Source organism: Pseudomonas sp. SIMBA_067, assembly GCF_046534675.1.
Taxonomy (GTDB): domain Bacteria; phylum Pseudomonadota; class Gammaproteobacteria; order Pseudomonadales; family Pseudomonadaceae; genus Aquipseudomonas; species Aquipseudomonas putida.
Genome location: NZ_JAWRYH010000001.1, coordinates 768,588 through 786,875, shown reverse-complemented (window position 1 = coordinate 786,875; position 18,288 = coordinate 768,588). Strand labels below are relative to the sequence as shown.

The 18,288-nt window shown below is 63.4% G+C and carries 18 protein-coding genes; 9 read left to right on the top strand and 9 right to left on the bottom strand.

All coding sequences use genetic code 11. The annotated features are described in order from the left end of the window. Nucleotides 1-50: 50 nt before the first annotated feature. Nucleotides 51-863 (top strand): class I SAM-dependent methyltransferase, encoded by an 813-nt coding sequence (locus SB765_RS03640; RefSeq protein ID WP_341798621.1) that lies wholly within the window; start codon nucleotides 51-53, stop codon nucleotides 861-863. Between the two features lie 15 nt (nucleotides 864-878). Here the strand turns inward: SB765_RS03640 and SB765_RS03635 are convergent, their stop codons facing one another. Continuing rightward, the gene (locus SB765_RS03635; RefSeq protein ID WP_341798622.1) at nucleotides 879-1,166 is read right to left on the bottom strand and encodes a hypothetical protein; all 288 of its coding nucleotides are present in this window, start codon (nucleotides 1,164-1,166) and stop codon (nucleotides 879-881) included. A 166-nt stretch (nucleotides 1,167-1,332) separates the two neighbouring features. On the opposite strand from SB765_RS03635, the gene SB765_RS03630 reads away from it, so the two are divergent. The 4 genes from SB765_RS03630 to SB765_RS03615 all read left to right on the top strand — a co-directional run bounded on the left by SB765_RS03630 (nucleotide 1,333) and on the right by SB765_RS03615 (nucleotide 4,534). After that, on the top strand, nucleotides 1,333-1,761 hold the full coding sequence (locus SB765_RS03630) for a DUF2231 domain-containing protein (RefSeq protein WP_016499295.1): 429 nt from the start codon (nucleotides 1,333-1,335) through the stop codon (nucleotides 1,759-1,761). Continuing rightward, nucleotides 1,758-3,050: a PQQ-dependent sugar dehydrogenase gene (locus tag SB765_RS03625; protein ID WP_341798623.1), complete on the top strand. Its 1,293-nt coding sequence runs from the start codon at nucleotides 1,758-1,760 to the stop codon at nucleotides 3,048-3,050. Before SB765_RS03630 ends, SB765_RS03625 begins: the two co-directional genes overlap by 4 nt. Before the next feature lie 156 nt (nucleotides 3,051-3,206). Beyond that, a complete protein-coding gene (locus SB765_RS03620) occupies nucleotides 3,207-3,788 on the top strand; it encodes a hypothetical protein (protein ID WP_410910305.1) in 582 nt (193 codons plus the stop codon). A 227-nt stretch (nucleotides 3,789-4,015) separates the two neighbouring features. Beyond that, nucleotides 4,016-4,534, top strand: a complete 519-nt coding sequence (locus SB765_RS03615) for a DMT family transporter (protein WP_341798625.1) — start codon at nucleotides 4,016-4,018, stop codon at nucleotides 4,532-4,534. On the opposite strand, the gene SB765_RS03610 is transcribed toward SB765_RS03615, so the two are convergent. Then, nucleotides 4,535-5,443: a LysR family transcriptional regulator gene (locus SB765_RS03610; RefSeq protein ID WP_059395399.1), complete on the bottom strand. Its 909-nt coding sequence runs from the start codon at nucleotides 5,441-5,443 to the stop codon at nucleotides 4,535-4,537. It abuts the gene before it with no gap. A gap of 241 nt (nucleotides 5,444-5,684) precedes the next feature. Here SB765_RS03610 and SB765_RS03605 point away from each other — a divergent pair, with 241 nt between their 5' ends. The 3 genes from SB765_RS03605 to SB765_RS03595 all read left to right on the top strand — a co-directional run bounded on the left by SB765_RS03605 (nucleotide 5,685) and on the right by SB765_RS03595 (nucleotide 8,935). Then, the gene (locus SB765_RS03605) at nucleotides 5,685-6,899 is read left to right on the top strand and encodes a YeeE/YedE family protein (RefSeq protein ID WP_341798627.1); all 1,215 of its coding nucleotides are present in this window, start codon (nucleotides 5,685-5,687) and stop codon (nucleotides 6,897-6,899) included. Nucleotides 6,900-7,011: 112 nt separating this feature from the next. Next, on the top strand, nucleotides 7,012-7,986 hold the full coding sequence (locus tag SB765_RS03600; protein ID WP_341798628.1) for a quinone oxidoreductase family protein: 975 nt from the start codon (nucleotides 7,012-7,014) through the stop codon (nucleotides 7,984-7,986). Between the two features lie 28 nt (nucleotides 7,987-8,014). Beyond that, on the top strand, nucleotides 8,015-8,935 hold the full coding sequence (locus tag SB765_RS03595; protein WP_410930946.1) for a LysR family transcriptional regulator: 921 nt from the start codon (nucleotides 8,015-8,017) through the stop codon (nucleotides 8,933-8,935). Between the two features lie 45 nt (nucleotides 8,936-8,980). Here SB765_RS03595 and SB765_RS03590 read toward each other — a convergent pair whose 3' ends face one another. Together SB765_RS03590 and SB765_RS03585 are read right to left on the bottom strand one after the other, a co-directional pair. Then, nucleotides 8,981-9,310 (bottom strand): hypothetical protein, encoded by a 330-nt coding sequence (locus tag SB765_RS03590; protein ID WP_016499303.1) that lies wholly within the window; start codon nucleotides 9,308-9,310, stop codon nucleotides 8,981-8,983. Between the two features lie 74 nt (nucleotides 9,311-9,384). Next, complete coding sequence (locus SB765_RS03585) at nucleotides 9,385-10,035, bottom strand: DUF998 domain-containing protein (protein WP_341798630.1); 651 nt, start codon at nucleotides 10,033-10,035, stop codon at nucleotides 9,385-9,387. 198 nt (nucleotides 10,036-10,233) lie between these two features. On the opposite strand from SB765_RS03585, the gene SB765_RS03580 reads away from it, so the two are divergent. Further along, nucleotides 10,234-10,983, top strand: a complete 750-nt coding sequence (locus SB765_RS03580) for a FadR/GntR family transcriptional regulator (RefSeq protein WP_016499305.1) — start codon at nucleotides 10,234-10,236, stop codon at nucleotides 10,981-10,983. Between the two features lie 171 nt (nucleotides 10,984-11,154). On the opposite strand, the gene SB765_RS03575 is transcribed toward SB765_RS03580, so the two are convergent. The 5 genes from SB765_RS03575 to SB765_RS03555 all read right to left on the bottom strand — a co-directional run bounded on the left by SB765_RS03575 (nucleotide 11,155) and on the right by SB765_RS03555 (nucleotide 18,092). Beyond that, entirely contained in the window at nucleotides 11,155-12,735 is a 1,581-nt protein-coding gene (locus SB765_RS03575; protein WP_341798631.1) for an aldehyde dehydrogenase (NADP(+)), read from the bottom strand. An 80-nt stretch (nucleotides 12,736-12,815) separates the two neighbouring features. Then, complete coding sequence (gene garD, locus SB765_RS03570; protein ID WP_341798632.1) at nucleotides 12,816-14,369, bottom strand: galactarate dehydratase; 1,554 nt, start codon at nucleotides 14,367-14,369, stop codon at nucleotides 12,816-12,818. A 79-nt stretch (nucleotides 14,370-14,448) separates the two neighbouring features. Next, the gene (locus tag SB765_RS03565) at nucleotides 14,449-15,813 is read right to left on the bottom strand and encodes an MFS transporter (RefSeq protein ID WP_028613097.1); all 1,365 of its coding nucleotides are present in this window, start codon (nucleotides 15,811-15,813) and stop codon (nucleotides 14,449-14,451) included. Between the two features lie 104 nt (nucleotides 15,814-15,917). Further along, nucleotides 15,918-16,829, bottom strand: coding sequence for a 5-dehydro-4-deoxyglucarate dehydratase (gene kdgD / locus SB765_RS03560; RefSeq protein ID WP_028613096.1), 912 nt, complete (start codon nucleotides 16,827-16,829; stop codon nucleotides 15,918-15,920). A 453-nt stretch (nucleotides 16,830-17,282) separates the two neighbouring features. Then, nucleotides 17,283-18,092, bottom strand: coding sequence for a gamma-glutamyl-gamma-aminobutyrate hydrolase family protein (locus tag SB765_RS03555; RefSeq protein ID WP_410930945.1), 810 nt, complete (start codon nucleotides 18,090-18,092; stop codon nucleotides 17,283-17,285). Nucleotides 18,093-18,288 lie beyond the last annotated feature (196 nt).

Sequence of the window (18,288 nt, the reverse complement as noted above, 5' to 3'; positions counted from 1 at the left end):
TTAACCGCCAGAAGGACCTCGGCCGCGCGCACGACAAGAAGGCGCAGACCATGAGTACCCCTTTGGACACCAATGCCCTTAAAGCCCGCCAGCAGGCCGCGTGGGCCAGCGGTGACTACGCGGTAATCGGCACCACCCTGCAACTGGTTGGCGAACGCCTGGCCGAGGCCTGCGACTTGCGCTGGGACGAGCAGGTGCTGGACGTTGCTGCCGGCAACGGCAACGCCACCTTGGCCGCTGCCCGGCGCGGCTGTCGCGTCACCTCCACCGACTATGTGCCCGAATTGCTCAAGCGCGGCGAAGAGCGGGCGCGGGCCGAGCACTTGAATGTGCTGTTCCAGGCGGCCGATGCCGAAGCGTTGCCGTTTGCCGACGGAACCTTCGATGCCGTGCTTTCCACCTTCGGCGTGATGTTCGCCCCTGATCAGGCGCAGGCCGCACGCGAGCTGGCCCGGGTGTGCCGGCCCGGTGGCCGCATCGGCCTGGCCAACTGGACCCCGCAAGGCTTTGTCGGGCAGATGTTCAAAATTCTAGGCCGGCATGTGCCTCCACCCCCCGGTGCCTTGCCGCCTTCGCGCTGGGGCGATGAGGAGCAGTTGCGCGTAATGTTTGAAGGGGCGCTTGGCGAACTGAAAGTCAGTCGTCAGCAGTTCAACTTCCGCTATCGCTCGGCGGCGCATTTCATCGAGGTGTTCCGCACTTGGTATGGGCCGGTACACAAAGCGTTTGCTTCATTGGAGCCAGAGGCGGCCAGTGCGCTGGAGCGGGATCTGACCCAGTTGCTGGATGAAAGCAACGTGGGTGGGTCTTCCTCGTTGGTGGTGCCCAGTGAATACCTTGAGGTGGTGATTAGCCGAGGCTGAATTCACGGGTGGGTGTCAGTTCTTGCACTTGGCCATCACTACTTGGCAAGTTCGGGGTGTGCCTCCAGAGCGGCCGGCATAGCGCATGCAATTGTTCATTGATTTCTGACGGGCAATGCTCAGGGTATTGCCCCAGGCCAGGCCGCCTTCGCCAGTCGTGGGTACAGCTTTGGCGAAGCAGTTGGAGCCTACTGCAGGCGTGGCGTAGCGCGCCTTGCTGCCTTTGCTGGAGCAACCAGCGGTGAGCGCCAGGCTGAGGGCGAGCAGGGTGGTCAGGGCCCAGGATGCGTTTGGTCTGCTCACGTGTTCCCCTTCTGCGCTTGGCAGCAAATGCCTTGCAGGATATTTCATTGTAGCGAAGCGGTGAACTATCGCGTCGTGAAGGGGCTCCTTTGCTTAGCGCACCCTGCGCTCACCTGATGGCGCAAGCCTATCAGCCCCCTGGGTCACTGAATGAAAAGGAGGCACTGTGACCGCCACTGACCAAACCCTCTACCGCTGTACCCCCAGCCCGCTGCACGCCCTGTTGCTGGCAGGCAGTGTCCCGTTGTTCCTTGGCGCACTGCTGAGCGACATCGCCTACTTCAACAGCTACCAGATCCAGTGGAGCAACTTCGCCGCCTGGCTGATCGCCGGCGGCCTGGTGTTCTGCGGGTTAGCCCTGTTGTTTGCACTGGCCAACCTGATCCGCGCCGAACGCAAGGGCGGGCGCGCCACACTGTACTTCGTGCTGCTGCTGGTGACCTGGGTGCTCGGCTTGATCAATGCGTTCGAGCACGCCAAGGACGCCTGGGCGGTGATGCCGTCGGGGCTGGTGTTGTCGGTGATCGTGACCGTGCTCTCGGTGGTGGCTGCCTGGACCGGCTTGAGCAACCTGCGTTCGGGAGGTGCAGCATGAAGCCTTTGCATGCATTGAGCTTATTGAGCATGGCGGTGTTGCTGAGTGCCTGTGGGGGGGACGGCGAGCCTACCCAGGCCCATGGGCCGGACCCGAAGCTGCCCGATCCGCAGCGCGGGCTGCTGCCGAGCATGAAGATTGCGCAGCCGGTTGCGTGGGGCGAGCAGAAACCGGCCGTGCCGGAAGGTTTCAGCGTCACGGCCATTGCCACTGACCTGAAGATTCCGCGGCAGAGCCTGGTGCTTCCCAATGGCGATATTCTGGTGGCCGAGGGCAGAGGTGGCAGCGCGGCCAAGCTCAAGCCCAAGGATGTGATCGCCAGCCAGATCAAGGCCAAGGGCAATACGCAGGTCAAGGGGGGTAACCGCCTGACCCTGTTGCGCGATGCCGACGGCGATGGCACCTACGAGGTGCAGACCGTGTTCGCGGAAAACCTCAACGCACCCTATGGCCTGGCCTTTGCCAACGGCAAGCTGTATGTGGCCAACCAGGATGCGCTGGTGCGCTTTGACTACAAGGAAGGCCAGACCCAGGCCGACGGCCCGCCCTCCAAGGTCACCGACCTGCCGGCCGAGATCAACCACCACTGGACCAAGGCGCTGACGATCAGCCCGGATGGTCGCTACCTCTACGTGGGAATCGGCTCGAACAGCAACATCACCGAGCGCGGCCTGGAGGTAGAGATCGATCGGGCCATGGTCTGGCAGGTCGATGCCGAAACCGGCGCGCACCGGCCTTATGCCACCGGCTTGCGCAACCCGACGGCATTGACCATTCAGCCGCAGACCGGGCAGTTGTGGACGGTGGTTAACGAGCGCGATGAACTGGGCCCCGACTTGGTCCCGGACTACCTCACTTCGGTGCGCGAAGGTGGCTTCTATGGTTGGCCTTACAGCTACTGGGGGCAGAATGTAGATGATCGGGTGCGGCCGCAAAACCCGGACAAGGTGGCTGCGGCGATCAAGCCGGACTACAGCCTGGGCTCGCATGTGGCTGCACTGGGCGTCGACTTCTCGATCCCGGCCATGGGCAAGGAGTTTGCCGACGGAGTGTTCGTGGGCGAGCACGGTAGCTGGAACCGGCCCGATCCGGTTGGCTACAAAGTGATATTCGTGCCGTTCAGCAATGGCAGGCCGGCAGGTGAGCCAATCGACTTTGCCACGGGCTTTCGCGGTGAGGATGGCAAGACCCGTGGGCGACCGGTGGGGGTGACCGTGGACCCGCGCGGGGCGTTGATCATTGCCGATGACCTGGCCAATACGGTGTGGCGGGTGACGCGAAACCGTTGAGTATTGGTCTGGCCCAAGTCCACGCTCCCATGGGAGTGGTTCATCCGTGAAATGCCGGCGAGGTGATGGCACCGGCAGGGTGGCGGGCAACGTCTATGCTTGTTGGCGCGTGAACAATTCGCGCCCTTTTTTAGTTGATCACATGGAAGCAGGTCTATGAATCCGATTCGCTCTCTCGCTTGTGCTGTTGCCTTGGCCACGCTGGCATCCGCTGCCAGCTTTACGGCGTACGCTGCCGATATTCCGATTGCCAGTGAGGCACTGGAAAGCCATGTCACCACGCAGGTTACAGCTATCGACCAGGCCAACCGCCAGGTCACGGTGAAAGGCCCTGATAACAAAGCGGATGTGACGTTCCAGCTCACGGATCAGGCCAAGGCTCTGCCTAACCTCAAGGTCGGGGACAAGGTCGATATCTTCGTTACCCGCGCCGTGGCCTATGTGCTCAATACCGATGTGGGTGGGGCGCCGAAGGCCACCGAGGAGTCCGGCACCATTCGCGCCACAGCGCAGAACCCCAACCCAGGCGGCGAGGCATTCCGCCAGGTCCGGGTCACCTCGCAGATCAAGAAGATCGACCTCAAGAAGCATGAAGTGAGCCTGCTGCCACCCGAGGGCAAGTTGCAGGTGGTCAAGGTCGAAAACCCGGACTTGCAGGCACGCATGAAGAATCTCAAGGTCGGCCAGACGGTCGATGCGATCTTTACCGAAGTGCTGCGCGTCGAAACCTCCCGCTGAGCATTTGCTGAGACAGGCTACGGGTTGCCCGTACATGAATCCGTCGTGATGCCTTGCATGACGGCGGATGCTGTAGGCGACCCGAGCACGCAAAAATCCTCATCGCGAGCGAACCGCAACCGCTGCGAACATGCGCCGGACGAATAATCTACGTGCATACGTTCAATTTCCATCAATGGAGAGAATTTTCGATCATTGCCTGAACATTTTCAGTAATGAGGGCTGCCATGTTCAGTAAAACGCTGTGTCTTCTGGTGCTTCCCTTTGCTTTGGCGTTGCTTGCTGGGGCGGTGCTGCCGTTCCAGGCTGCGGGTAATGCCGCCGTTGGCCGTGCCCTGGGGCATTGGTTGTGGGGGGCATTCACTTCGTTGACGGTGAGTTCGCTGGTGGTAGTCGCCGCACTGCTGATTCTCAGGGTGCCGGCACCGGACCTGGGCAAAGCCCTGCAGGGGCCTTGGTGGCTGTGGGTTGGCGGTGTGCTGGGGGCAATGTATGTGGCTGGTGCTGCGGCGCTAACGCCCAAGCTGGGCGCGGCGGGGTTCCTGGTGTTGGTGGTGGCGGGGCAGATCATAACAGCGGTGCTTGCCGACCACTTCGGGGTGATGGGGCTGGGCGGCAAGCCGCTGAGCCTTGCCAGGGTGGCAGGCGTAGTGCTGATCCTGTGCGGCGTACTGTTGGTGCAAGGCACCTGGTCGACGGCGCCAGCGACCAGTGCAATCACTGCGGTGAAGCAGCCAGAGGGCTGATCAGCGCCCCGGCTGACTGCAGGCCCACACGGTTTCGCGCAGCCAGCGGTGCCCGGGGTCGCTGTCCTTGCGGCTGTGCCAGGCCTGCTGGTAGTCGAACGAGGGGATGGCCAGGGGCGGCGTGAACTGGCGCAGTGTCTTGTGCTGGCGCAAGGAGCCCACTGCGCGGCTGGCTACTGTCAGGATCAGGTCGGTGCCAGCAAGTACCTCTACTGCCGCGCTCCAGTGTGGCAAGGCCAAGGCAATACGGCGGCGTAGCCCTTGGGCGGCCAGCGCGCGCTCGATCTCGTCGAAGGCATCCGGGCGCATGGCCATCAACACATGCGGGCGTGCCAGCCAGTCTTCCAAAGTAAGGCCACCGCTGGGGGGCAACACCTGGCGATCGGCAACGCTGATGAAATGGTCGGCAAACAGGGGCTGGGCGGTGATGTCCTGAGGCAGCTCGGGGAACAGGCCCAGTGCCAGGTCCAGTTCCCCATCGAGCAGTTGCGCCAGCATGGTTTCGCGACTGGCCTGGCTGATGGCCAGGTCCACCCCGGGTGCTACCTGGCGCAGGTGGCGCAGCAGGGGCGGCAGGATGATGCGCGAGGAGTAGTCGGACAGCGACAGCCGGAAACGGCGCTGGGCTTTGGCTGGTTCGAACTGTGGGGTGGCCAGCAGGCCGTTGAGATTGCTCAAGGCATCCTGTAGCGGTTTTACCAGCGACTGGGCACGGGCGGTGAGGGCCATGCCGCCGCCTTGGCGTACCAGCAAGGGGTCGTCGAAGTGCTTGCGCAGTTGCGCCAACGCGTGGCTAACGGCGGGTTGGCTGCGGTGCAGACGCAGGGCGGCCCGGGTCACGTGCTTTTCGCTGAGCAGGGCATGCAGGGCGAGTAGCAGGTTGAGGTCGATCTTGCGCAGTTCATCCATGGGGTGAATAGCCTTGGTTAATTCCGGCGGTGTTTATTAGCTTAACAAGCCTTGCGCAGTCGTTGGGGGAGCGGCCTTGTGTCGCGATGGGCCGCAAAGCGGCCCCGACGATATCTGCTACGGAGGTTAAAAGCTGAGGGCCGCTTCGCGCCCTATCGCGACGCAAGGCCGCTCCCACAAGGCTCGCGTTGACCGTTGGGGTTATACTCCCCGTCCGTTTTACTGTTATCCGAGTACTCCGATGGGTCTTTCTGCAACTGCCACACCCGAACCGCGTCGCCTGGGCGCCCCTTTGATCGCCATGGCTTTACTGCTGGCTGGCGCCTGGTTCCTCAATCTGAATGCCGGCTTCAAGCAGGTATTGCTGCTGCTGATCGGTGCAGCGCTCGGCCTGACTTTGTATCATGCCGCCTTTGGCTTCACCTCGGCGTGGCGGGTGTTCATCAACGAGCGACGAGGCGCGGGCTTGCGTGCCCAGATGGTCATGCTGGCCCTGGCGGTGCTGCTGTTCTTCCCGGCATTGTCAGCTGGCAGCCTGTTCGGCTACCCGGTCACTGGCCTGGTGGCCCCGGCGGGTGTCTCGGTCGTGTTCGGTGCGTTCATTTTCGGCATTGGCATGCAGCTGGGCGGCGGGTGCGCTTCGGGCACGCTGTTCACCGTTGGCGGTGGCAATGCGCGCATGCTGGTGACCCTGCTGTTCTTCATCATCGGCTCTGTAACCGCCACCCATCACGCTGACTGGTGGTTTGCCTTGCCGTCGTTCCCGGCAACCTCGATCGTGCAAGCCTGGGGTGTGGGGCCGGCGCTGCTGGTGAGCCTGGCAGTGTTCGGGCTGATCGCCTGGGCTACCGTGGTGCTGGAAAAGCGCCGACACGGCGCGCTGGAAGCGCCAGTTGCCAGCGAACACCAGGGCATGCGTCGCTTCCTGCGGGGCCCCTGGCCGTTGCTGTGGGGCGCTATCGCCCTGGCGCTTCTCAACTACGCGACCCTGGCGCTGGCGGGGCGGCCGTGGGGCATTACTTCCGCCTTCGCCTTGTGGGGTGCCAAAACCCTCAACGGCCTGGGCGTGGATGTCGGCAGCTGGGTATTCTGGCAGGCGCCGGCCAACGCCAAGGCGTTGGCCTCGCCGCTGTGGCAGGACATCACCACGGTGATGGACCTGGGCATCGTGCTGGGGGCGCTGCTGGCGGCGGGCCTGGCCGGGCGCTTTGCGCCCAGCCTGAAAATCCCGCTGCCGTCGCTGGTTGCCGCAGTCATCGGCGGCCTGCTGTTGGGCTACGGTTCGCGCCTGGCCTATGGCTGCAATATCGGCGCGTACTTCAGTGGCATTGCCTCGGGCAGCGTGCACGGCTGGCTGTGGCTGGTGGCGGCTTATTCGGGCAACCTGATCGGCGTACGCCTTCGCCCGTTGTTTTTCGCCGGTGAGCGGCGCCCTGCGGTGCTGACAGGCTGCTGAGGCACCGAGTGAATTGCTGCAAGAGGTGCAGAAATCATCTGCACCTCGCCTGATTGTTCAACTTTTCCCACCTGATTAGCCTGACCCGAACACCATTCAACAGGATTCGATCATGGCTACCCGTATCACGCTCAATGGCACCGGCAGCGCCGATGTGATGCAACCTGAACACATACAGGCACAACCCCCAGGGCCCGGCCAGGTCTGGCTGGAGCAGACAGCCATGGGTGTGAACCCCCTCGACCTGTTGCAGCGCAAAGGCGGTGCGCCGCTGGCTTTGCCCTCTGGCCTGGGGCTGGAAGGCGCAGGCAGGGTCACTGCCGTCGGTGATGGGGTGCACAACGTGCAGGTGGGGGACCGCGTGGCTTATGCCATGGGGCCGGTCGGTGCCTATGCCAGCGGCCGGTTGTTCCCGGCCGAACGGCTGGTCAAGCTGCCGCCGCAGCTGGAGGACGAGGCCGCCGCAGCGGTGCTGTTCAAAGGCATCACGGCGCAGTACTTGCTGAAAACCACCTACGCTGTGGGCCCGGGTACCCAGGTGCTGTTGTACGGCGCCGCCGGTGCCTTGGGCCAGCTGATGGCGCCTTGGGCGCGGCATCTCGGGGCGACGGTGATTGGCGTGGTATCACGCCCGCAAAGTGTGGCCAGGGCCCAGGCGGCCGGTTGCCACCATGTGCTGGTGTTCGACGCGGCAACGCTGGCCAGCGATGTGCGCAAGCTGACCCAGGGGCAGGGCGTGGATGTGGCCTATGACTGTGTCGGCAAGGTGTCGCTGGACGCTTCGCTGGACAGCCTGCGGGTGCGCGGCCTGCTGGTGTCGTTCGGGGGCACTTCCGGTGCGCCGGCGGCGATCGAGGTGGCCACGCTCAATGCCAAGGGCTCGCTGTACCTGACCCGGCCGTCACTGGCGGCACATACCCGCACGGTAGAGGAGTACCAGCAGCGCGCCGCCGATGTGCTGGCAGCCGTCGCCGAGGGTATCATCCAGCCTCGGGTCTGGCGTCGCTACCCGCTGGCCGAAGTGGCCAGGGCCCACAGGGACCTGGAGCAAGGGCTGTCGGAGGGCGCGCTGGTCCTTACCGCCTGATGCCCGAACCCTGCCACCGAGCCTAGCCATGGATGCCTACGACAGTCGCCGCGCCGATGAACTTGCCACCTTGCTGGCCCTGCACGAGCAGGGCTCGTTTGCTGCTGCCGGGCGGCAGCTGGAGCGCCACCCGACGGTGCTGTCGAAGCGCCTGAGTGCGCTGGAGGCGCGGTTGGGCATTCGCCTGGTGGAGCGCAGCACGCGGCAGCTGCGTTTTACCGATGAGGGCGAGCGGCTGGTGGCCAAAGTGCGCGAGGCCAACCGTCTGATTGCCGAGGCGGAGCAGGAAGCTGCCGAGGGGGCGGCAACGGTACGCGGGCGCTTGCGCCTGGCATTGCCGGCGGCCATGGGGCGGCGCTGGTTGAGCGGGATGCTGGCCGACTTCGCGCTGGCCTATCCGCAGGTGACAGTGGAGGCCGAGTATGCCGACCGTTTCGTCGACCTGATCGGCGAGGGCTTCGATGCCGCCATCCGCATTGGTGAGCTGGTGGACAATCGCCTGGTGGCCAGGAAATTGTGCGATCACTTGCGCATACTCTGCGCATCGCCCGATTACCTTGCTCGGCATGGCACGCCTGCACAACCGGAACAGTTGTCTGAGCATAATTGTCTATGTTTCAGTGGCTTACGTTCATTTCCTGAATGGCGCCTGATGAGCGGTGAGCGGCAGGTGAACGTGAAGGTCGTCGGCAGCCTGCGCAGCAACGACAATGAAGCGTTGCTGGAGGCGGCGAGGCGTGGCGTGGGCATTCTTGCCGGGGGGGACTGGCTGATGGGTGAGGACCTGGCCAGCGGCCGCCTGGTACGGGTGCTGCCGCAGTGGCAGCTGGACGTGGCAGCGGGCATTTACCTGGTACGCCCGACCGCGCGGCTGAACACTGCGGCCCTGGGCGCCTTCAAGGCCCGGCTGGAAGACCGCTTCAAGGCGGGGGCACCGTGGCGGTCTTGATACTCTTCTGCAGATTAAACGAATAACCGTCTGATAAATAATAGATTATCGTTTGGCTACCGCATGCTGAACACACTGCTCATAGTAAGTTTGCTTGATCGCTGCAGGCTTCAACCGCGAGCGGCTGTTGTAAGTCTGCTCAGTAATGCCGAAGGCGGTCATGCGCATCCAGGGTTTGGGGAATTTGCGTACCTGCAGCTTCTTGCGGGTGGCATACAGGGTCACCCCGGAAAGCTTGGCCTGCTGGGCCTCGGCCGCTATCTGTGCACCCCAGCCGCAGGTGTGGCGATCATTCTGGCTCAGCGCCCGGGCCTGGGCGCCGAAAGCCAGCGTGGCCAGCAAGCAACCGGCCATCGTTGCTAGAAATACTCGCATGTTGCTGTCCTAAGCATCTGAAGAAGAACGGAGTTTGCCTTCGCTTTCCGATGCCGGGGGCCAGCAATTTGCCGTCAGATCACGGCCACGCGCAGCGGGCTGGCGGCTGGCTTGCGCACGCTCGCCCAGGCCAGGCTGGCAACCCAGATGACCGACACACCATAGTTCAGGCGTTGATACAGGCCGAATAGCTGGCCGTTTTGCGCTGCCTGGCCCATCAGCGCGACGGTAATGATCGCCAGTACCACACAGGCCAGGGAAAACAGCGCAAAGGCCCGCGAGCCGGCAATGCGATTGCCTAGCCACGCCCACAGGGCACTGGCCAGGGTCAGCGAGAGGAACATCAGCAGGCCGGACAGGTTATGCAGTTGCTGTGAGGTGGAAGGCTGCGCCGGTGTGCAACCCTGGTCACAGGGGAACCAGCCGGTGCCCAGGCTACCGACACCATGCAGTAAGACCAGGGCTGCACTCAGCATTGCCAGTTTCGACCCACGCCAGCGCCGCACCAGGCCCCAGGCAAACAGCGCGAACAGCGCGGCCAGTGGGAAGTTGTTTACCCGTGGCGACCAGCTGTGGGTTGGCGCACCTACGGCGCCGAGCTGGCTCATGGCCTGTTGCAGGTGGTCATAGCCGGGGTAAGCTTGGGCGGTGAGCCAAACACCTGCCAGCAACCAGAGGGGTATCAGCAGGCCGCTGGCGAGCAATAGGCGGTCGAGGGGTTTCATGCGGCATTTTCCTTCCATGGATGAGTGAGCGCAAAGGCGCACAGTACAGGCTTGCGTGGCTTCTGGGCCAGCACTTGGGCCGGCTTTTTCATAGGTGTGGCTTGCGAGGGAGAGCAAGAAATACCGCACCGGGTGTATGTGATCGTACAACTGCTTGCGCTATGATGAGCGCTGTCTTTCTAGGTGAAATACAGGGCAATGACAGAGCAACAGGTACAGGCAAGGACCCGGCGCAAGCCGCGTAGTCTGGCCCAGGAACTGGTCACAGTGCTGACCGAACGCATTCGCAGTGGTCAGCTCAAGCGTGGCGACAAGCTGCCGACCGAATCGCAGATCATGGTCGAAGAGGGCGTCAGCCGCACCGTGGTGCGTGAGGCGATCTCGCGGCTGCAGGCCGCCGGGCAGGTCGAGACCCGCCATGGCATCGGCACGTTCGTGCTGGACGCGCCAGCGTCGGGGGGCTTTCGCATCGACCCGGCGACTGTGGTCACCCTGCGTGAAGTGCTGGCGGTGCTGGAGTTGCGTATTGCCCTTGAGATTGAATCGGCAGGCTTGGCGGCGCAGCGGCGCAGCGATGAAGAGCTGGCGGGCATGCGTGCGGCGCTGGACGAACTTAACGAAGGGGCGGCCCATGCCAATGATGCGGTGTCAGCGGACTTCCAGTTCCACCTGCGCATTGCCCAGGCCAGCGGCAACCACTACTTCGCCGACATCATCAACCACTTGGGCACCAGCATCATCCCGCGTACCCGGGTGAATTCGGCGCGGCTGGCCCGTGATGACCAGGCGCATTACATGAGCCGGTTGATGCATGAGCACGAGGCGATTTATGAAGCAATCGCCCGGCGTGACAGCGAAGGGGCAAAGATGGCCATGCGCATGCACCTGAGCAATAGCCGGGAGCGCTTGCGTCAGGTACATGAAGAGGCTGAGGCGCAAGGGGTCTGAAGCATTTGTGACCTATACCGGCCTCTTCGCGGGCACGCCCGCTCCCACAGAATCACCACAATGCCTGAAAATTGTGCAAACCCTGTGGGAGCGGGTTTACCCGCGAAGAGGCCGGCACAGCCAAAAGAAAAGCCCCGCCATGTGCGGGGCTTTCTTGTTTCAGGCGCTCGATCAGATCGCCTGGTCACTCCATTGCCCGTTCACCAGGCGGCGCAGCGCCAATGGGTTCGCGTTGCGCAGGGCTTCAGGCAGCAGGGCCTGCGGGTAGTTCTGGTAGCACACCGGGCGCAGGAAGCGGTCGATGGCCAAGGTGCCCACCGAGGTACCGCGCGCGTCCGAGGTCGCAGGGTAAGGCCCGCCGTGGACCATGGCATCACACACTTCAACACCGGTCGGGTAGCCATTGATCAGGATGCGTCCGACTTTCTCCTCCAGCAATGGCACCAGCCAGGCGTAGGCCTCGAAATCTTCTGCTTCGCCGATCAGGGTAGCGGTCAGCTGACCACGCAGGCCGAGCAGGGCTGCGCGCAGCTGTTCGTCGTCCTGCACTTCCACGGCCACAGTGGTCGGGCCGAACACTTCTTCCTGCAGCAGCGGGTCAGACTCGACCAGCAGGCGGGCATCGGCCTTGAACAGTTGGGCGCGGGCCTGGCTGCCTTCCTGCGCCTGGCCGGCCAGGTGCTCGATACCGGCATGGGCATGCAGGTGCTCCAGCCCACCCACGTAGCTGCGCAGGCCACCCGCGTTGAGCATGGTTTGCCCGGCCTGCTGGTCCAGGTGCTGGCCAAGGTCGGCCAGTAGCTGGCTGTACTGCGGCGATTGCAGGCCGATCACCAACCCCGGGTTGGTGCAGAACTGGCCGGCACCCATGCACACCGAGCCTGCCAGTTCGCGGGCAATGGCCTCGCCACGTTTGGCCAAGGCGGTTGGCAGGATGATGACCGGGTTGATGCTGGACATCTCGGCGAACACTGGAATCGGCTGCGGGCGCTCGGCGGCCATGCGGCACAGGGCGTCGCCGCCCTTGAGCGAGCCGGTGAAGCCGACGGCCTGGATGGCCGGGTGCTTGACCAGCCACTCGCCCACACCACCACCGAACACCATGTTGAACACGCCCTTGGGCATGCCGGTGCGCTCGGCGGCACGTACGATGGCGCATCCCACCAGGTCGGCGGTGGCCATGTGGCCGCTGTGCGCCTTGAATACTACCGGGCAACCGGCGGCCAGTGCCGCAGCGGTGTCGCCACCGGCGGTAGAGAAGGCCAGCGGGAAGTTGCTGGCGCCGAACACGGCGACCGGGCCGACGCCAATGCGCATCTGGCGCAGGTCCACGCGCGGCAGCGGCTGGCGCTCGGGCAAGGCCAGATCGATACGGGCACCGAGGAAGTCACCACGGCGCAGTACTTGGGCGAACAGGCGCATCTGGCCACTGGTGCGGCCACGCTCGCCTTGAATGCGGGCTGCGGGCAAGGCGGTCTCGCGGCAGACGATGGCGACGAAGGCGTCGTCCAGCTCGTCCAGTTCGGCGGCGATGGCGTCGAGGAATTCGGCGCGGCGTGCCGGGGCCAGTTGGCGGAACTCAGCGAAGGCGGCAGCGGCGGCCTTGGCGGCCTGGTCTACTTCAGCTTCGCTGGCTTGAGCGAAGCTGTAGGGCAGGGCTTCGCCAGTGCTGGCGTCCAGGCTCTGCAGGCGCTGTGGGCCAGCGGCGCTGCGCTGGCCGGCGATGAAGTTGTGGCCGAGGATTTCAGGCATGGGGTGCTCCTGTTGGCTGAAAGACAATCTGGGGGTGTCGCATGACCTGTGGGTTCTATGAACCAGCAAGCCCTGGGGCATCAGGTAATCGGTGCCGGGTTGAACAGGGTGATGTCGTTGTGCAGCCGGTGCTGTTCGGCCCAGGGCTGCTTGCGGCCGCTGGCCACGTCCAGGTAGTAATGGAACAGTTCCCAGCCCAGTTCTTCGATGCTCGAACGGCCTGTGGCGATGCGCCCGGCGTCGATGTCGATCAGGTCGGGCCAACGCTGGGCCAGTTCGCTGCGCGTGCACACCTTGACCACTGGCGCCATGGCCAGCCCGTAGGGCGTGCCGCGGCCAGTGGTGAACACATGCAGGTTCATGCCGGCGGCCAATTGCAGGGTGCCGCAGACAAAGTCGCTGGCCGGGGTGGCGCAGAAGATCAGGCCCTTGCGCGTTACCCGCTCGCCTGGGCCGAGCACGCCCTGGATAGCGCCGCTACCGGACTTGACGATCGACCCCAGCGACTTCTCGACGATATTGGACAGGCCGCCTTTCTTGTTGCCCGGGGTAGTGTTGGCGCTGCGGTCGGCAGCGCCTTGCTGCAGGTAGCGGTCGTACCAGTCCATTTCGCGTATCAAGGCGCCGGCAACGTCCTGGTTTTCGGCCCGTGAGGTCAGCATGTAGATGGCGTCGCGCACCTCGGTCACTTCCGAGAACAGCACGGTAGCGCCGGCGCGTACCAGCAAGTCGGCGGCGTAGCCCAGCGCCGGGTTGGCGGTGATGCCCGAGAACGCATCGCTGCCACCGCATTGCATGCCAAGGATCAATTCGCTGGCCGGTACGGTTTCGCGACGGCGCTGGTCGAGCTTCTTCAGGCGGGTCTCGGCCAGTTCCATGATCTGTTCGATCATTTCCACAAAGCCCAGGCTGGCGTCCTGCAGGCGGTACAGCCACGGCTCGCTCAGGTCTACCGAAGGGTCGTTGTCGTGCATCACCTGGCCGGCTTGCAGCTTTTCACAGCCGAGGCTGATGACCAGCGCCTCGCCACCCAGGTTGGGGTTGCGCGCCAGGTTGCGCACGGTGCGGATCGGAATGTAGGCATCGCGGGCGTTGATGGCCACGCCGCAGCCATAACTGTGGGTGATGGCCACCACGTCATCGACGTTGGGATACTTGGGCAGCAGTTCGCTGCGAATGCGCTTGACCGCATGCTCCAGCACGCCGGTCACACACTGCACGGTGGTGGTGATACCAAGGATGTTGCGGGTGCCGACGGTGCCGTCGGCGTTGCGGTAGCCTTCGAACGTGAAGCCTTCGAGCGGCGGCAGCGGTTGTGGGACAGCGTCGCAGCGCGGCAGGCTGTCCAGTTCGGGTGCGGCCGGCATGGCCAGCTGGCTTTCCTGCACCCAGCTGCCTTGGCGCAGGTCTTCCAGCGCGTAGCCGATGATTTGCCCGTAGCGGCGCACGGGCTCGCCCTTGGCGATGGCCACGGCGGCGACCTTGTGGCTTTGTGGCACGCCTTCGACCAGGGTCAGGCCGTCGGCAAAGCGGGCGCCTTCGCCCAGGCCGCCGTCGTTGACTACCACCACGACGTTATCGTCGTCGTGCAGGCGGACGTAGCGGGGCGAGTCGGAATGTTCGATCAACTGCATGTTTGGGCCCTACTTGTCAGGTTCTCAGGCTTTTTTGTACATCCGCCCGCACCGGTTGCCACGGTGCGGGCGTGTTCACTCAGTGACGCGAGCTGGCCAGTTCGCCGTTGGCGGCAGGCTCAGCCTGTGGCTTTGGGTCATCATCGCGCAGCTCGATCCGCTTGATCGGGCCCACGATCACCAGGTAGCTGAACACCGCTACCAGGGCGTTGGCGCCCACGTACACCAGTGCCCACTTGAACGAGCCGGTGGCGCTGATGATGTAGCCGATCACGATAGGCGTGGTGATCGAGGCGATGTTGCCGAAGGTGTTGAACAGGCCACCGGACAGCCCGGCGATCTGCTTCGGCGAGGTGTCTGCCACCACCGCCCAGCCCAGCGCGCCAATGCCTTTGCCGAAGAATGCCAGGGTCATGAAGCCGACTACCATCCACTCGGCATCGACATAGTTGCAGAACACCATGGTGGTCGACAGCAGCAGGCCGCACACGATCGGCAGTTTGCGCGAGAACGTCAGCGAGTTGCCCCGGCGCAGCAGCCAGTCGGAGATCACGCCACCCAGCACGCCACCAATGAAACCGCAGACCGCCGGAAGCGAAGCGATGAAGCCGGCCTTGAGGATGGTCATGCCACGTTCCTGCACCAGGTACACAGGGAACCATGTGAGGAAGAAGTAGGTGATGGCGTTGATGCAGTACTGGCCCAGGTACACGCCCAGCAGCATGCGGCTGGTCAGCAGTTGCTTGATGTAGCCCCATTTTGGGCCGGTGTTGCCGCGCTTCTGGTCCATGTCCACCAGGCCGCCGTTCTGCTCGATGTGTTCGAGCTCGCTTGGGCTGATGCGTGGGTGTTGGCGCGGGTTGTAAATGGTTTTCAGCCACACCATCGAGAAGATGATGCCCAGTACACCCATGACCACGAACACGTGCTCCCAGCCGAAGCTGAACACGATCCAGCCCATGATCGGGGCGAACAGCGCAGTGGCGAAGTACTGCGCCGAGTTGAAGATGGCCGAGGCAGTGCCGCGCTCCTGAGTCGGGAACCAGGCGGCGACGATACGCGCGTTGCCCGGGAACGACGGGGCTTCAGCGAAGCCGACCAGAAAGCGCAGGGTAAAGAGGGTGACCACGGCCCAGGCAACCGGCAGGCCACCGACAAAACCCTGCAACAGGGTGAACAGCGACCAGGTGAAGATGCTGAAGGCGTAGACGTTCTTGGAACCGAAGCGATCGAGCAGCCAGCCACCAGGAATCTGGCCAGCCACGTAAGCCCATCCAAAGGCGGAGAAGATATAACCGAGGGTAACGGCGTCAATGCCGAGGTCTTTCTGCAGGCTGGAGCCTGCGATAGCAATGGTAGCGCGGTCGGCATAGTTGATCGTGGTCACCAGGAACAGCATGAACAGGATCAGGTAGCGCACATGCGTCTTCTTAGTCGCTTGCATGCTGGCAATACTCCCACTAGTTATTTTTGTGCGGGCTCACGAATTGTAACCGGAGCGGGGCTGGCCCACTCCGGGCGCGGCATGTGGCAGGCCGCGGGCGACGCTTACTGCGGGCCCATCTTGTCCATCAGCGCGGCGAGCATCTCGTACTCTTCTGCGGTGAGGTCGGTCAGCGGGGTACGCACCGGGCCTGCGTCGTAACCGGCGATCTTGGCGCCCGCCTTGACGATGCTTACGGCGTAGCCGGCCTTGCGATTGCGGATGTCCAGGTACGGCAGGAAGAAATCGTCGATCAGCTTGGCCACGGCGGCGTGATCGTCGCGGGCGATGGCGTGGTAGAAGTCCATGGCGGTCTTCGGCACGAAGTTGAACACGGCGGAGGAGTACACCGGCACGCCCAGGGCCTTGTAGGCGGCAGCATACACTTCGGCGGTCGGCAGGCCACCCAGGTAGCTGAAACGATCGCCCAGGCGGCGACGGATCGACACCATCAGCTCGATATCACCCAGCCCATCCTTGTAGCCGATCAGGTTCGGGCAGCGCTCGGCCAGTTTTTCCAGCAGGTCGGCATTCAGGCGGCAGACGTTGCGGTTGTACACCACCACGCCAATCTTCACCGATTTGCAGACTGCTTCGACGTGGGCGGCGACGCCGTCCTGGCTGGCTTCGGTCAGGTAATGCGGCAGCAGCAGCAGGCCCTTGGCACCCAGGCGCTCGGCTTCCTGTGCGTATTCGATGGCCTGGCGGGTGGAGCCACCCACGCCAGCGAGGATAGGTACCGAGGTAGCGCAGGTGTCGACGGCAGTCTTGATCACCTGGCTGTATTCGCTGGCGGCCAGGGAGAAGAACTCACCGGTGCCACCGGCGGCGAACAGGGCGCTGGCGCCATACGGGGCCAACCATTCCAGGCGTTTGATGTAGCCAGCCTGGTGGAAATCGCCCTGGGCATTGAAGTCGGTGACCGGGAATGACAGCAGGCCGTGAGAGAGGATGGATTTAAGTTCTTGTGGATTCATTGTTGTAGGCATCCTGTGGCGCTTGGGTGAAGGGTGTTGTTTTGCGTTGGAGGTAAGTTATCGTACAACTTGTACGATGACTAGTCCTTTTTGCGAGATTTTTTGCAGTGGGCAGGGAGGAGGATCTGTTTCCTGTGCTGGCCTCTTCGCGGGTGAACCCGCTCCCACAGGCACGGCGCAGCGGTCCAGAGAGCTATGCAGATCAGTGTGGGAGCGGGTTTACCCGCGAAGAGGCCGGTGCAGGCGAACCATAACGGAAGGAAAAGACACCGATGTCAGACTATCTGCAATCAGTCATCGTATCTCTTGATAGGGGAGGAAAAAACGATCGCGGAGACAGGCACTAGGCCGCCGCCCGATTCCACGGGAAGTGTTCTGGGACCAGCAGAGGGTGACCGGGGAAACGGGGGCGGCCTTGCGCCGCCCCGCGATCAAAGCAGAGGAAACTGAAGGTCAGGCAGCGTGCTGGCGCTTGATTTGCGCCTTGCGTACCTGGGCACGGCAAGCATCGCCGAAGGCCTGGAACATCTTGATCGAATCTGGGTTCTTCGCAGCTTGCCACTCCGGGTGCCACTGCACAGCGAACAGGAAGGGCGAAATGCTCGGGGCGTGAATGGCCTCGACCAGGCCGTCTTCGGCCAGGGCGATGGCTTCGATGCCGGCGCCAAGCGTGCGCAGGCCTTGGCCATGCAGCGAGTTGACGCGAATTTCGTCGGTACCCAGGGTGTCACGCAGCCAGCTGCCTGGCTTGATCTTCACACCATGTACCTGGGCGTACTGCACTTCAACCGGGTCTTCCGGGTTTTCCCGGTGGTCGTTGAAACCAGGCTCGGCGTATACCTTCTGGTAGATGTCGCCACCCAGGGCCACGTTGATTTCCTGCATGCCACGGCAGATGCCGAAAATCGGCAGGCCACGCTTGATCGCCGCTTTCACCAGAGGGATGTCGAACAGGTCGCGGTTCTGGTCCTGGCCTTTGCCTGGGGTTTCATTCTCTTGGCCGTACAGGGCCGGGTCGATGTTGCTGCCGGCGCCGGTCAGGTACACGCCGTCGGCCATGTCCAGATAGGTGTCGAGGTCTTCAGTGCCGCAGCAGGTGGGCACCAGAACCGGGACGCAATCAGAGAACTCGACCAGCGGGGTGATGTATTTGTGGGTCATGACCTGATAGTCATGGCCTTTGCGCTCTTGGCTGCCCATGGTCATCAGGACGACGGGTTTGCGCAGGGAAGATTGCTTGTTGCCAATGTTGCTGTTGGACATATGTCACCTTGGGACAGGTTCAGCCTGTCGTTGTTGTGCAGGTGCACGGCGCGGGGCCCTGAGTGCAGCCTGAAGCTCCGAGCACTGCCGGCTCGTCAGAGGCGACGATTCCGGTCGGGGCATGTAGATAGCTTGCCAGAGCCGTTCGATATGTCAAACGACGGAAGAGGGCTTTAACGCGGGGAATGCACCGGTT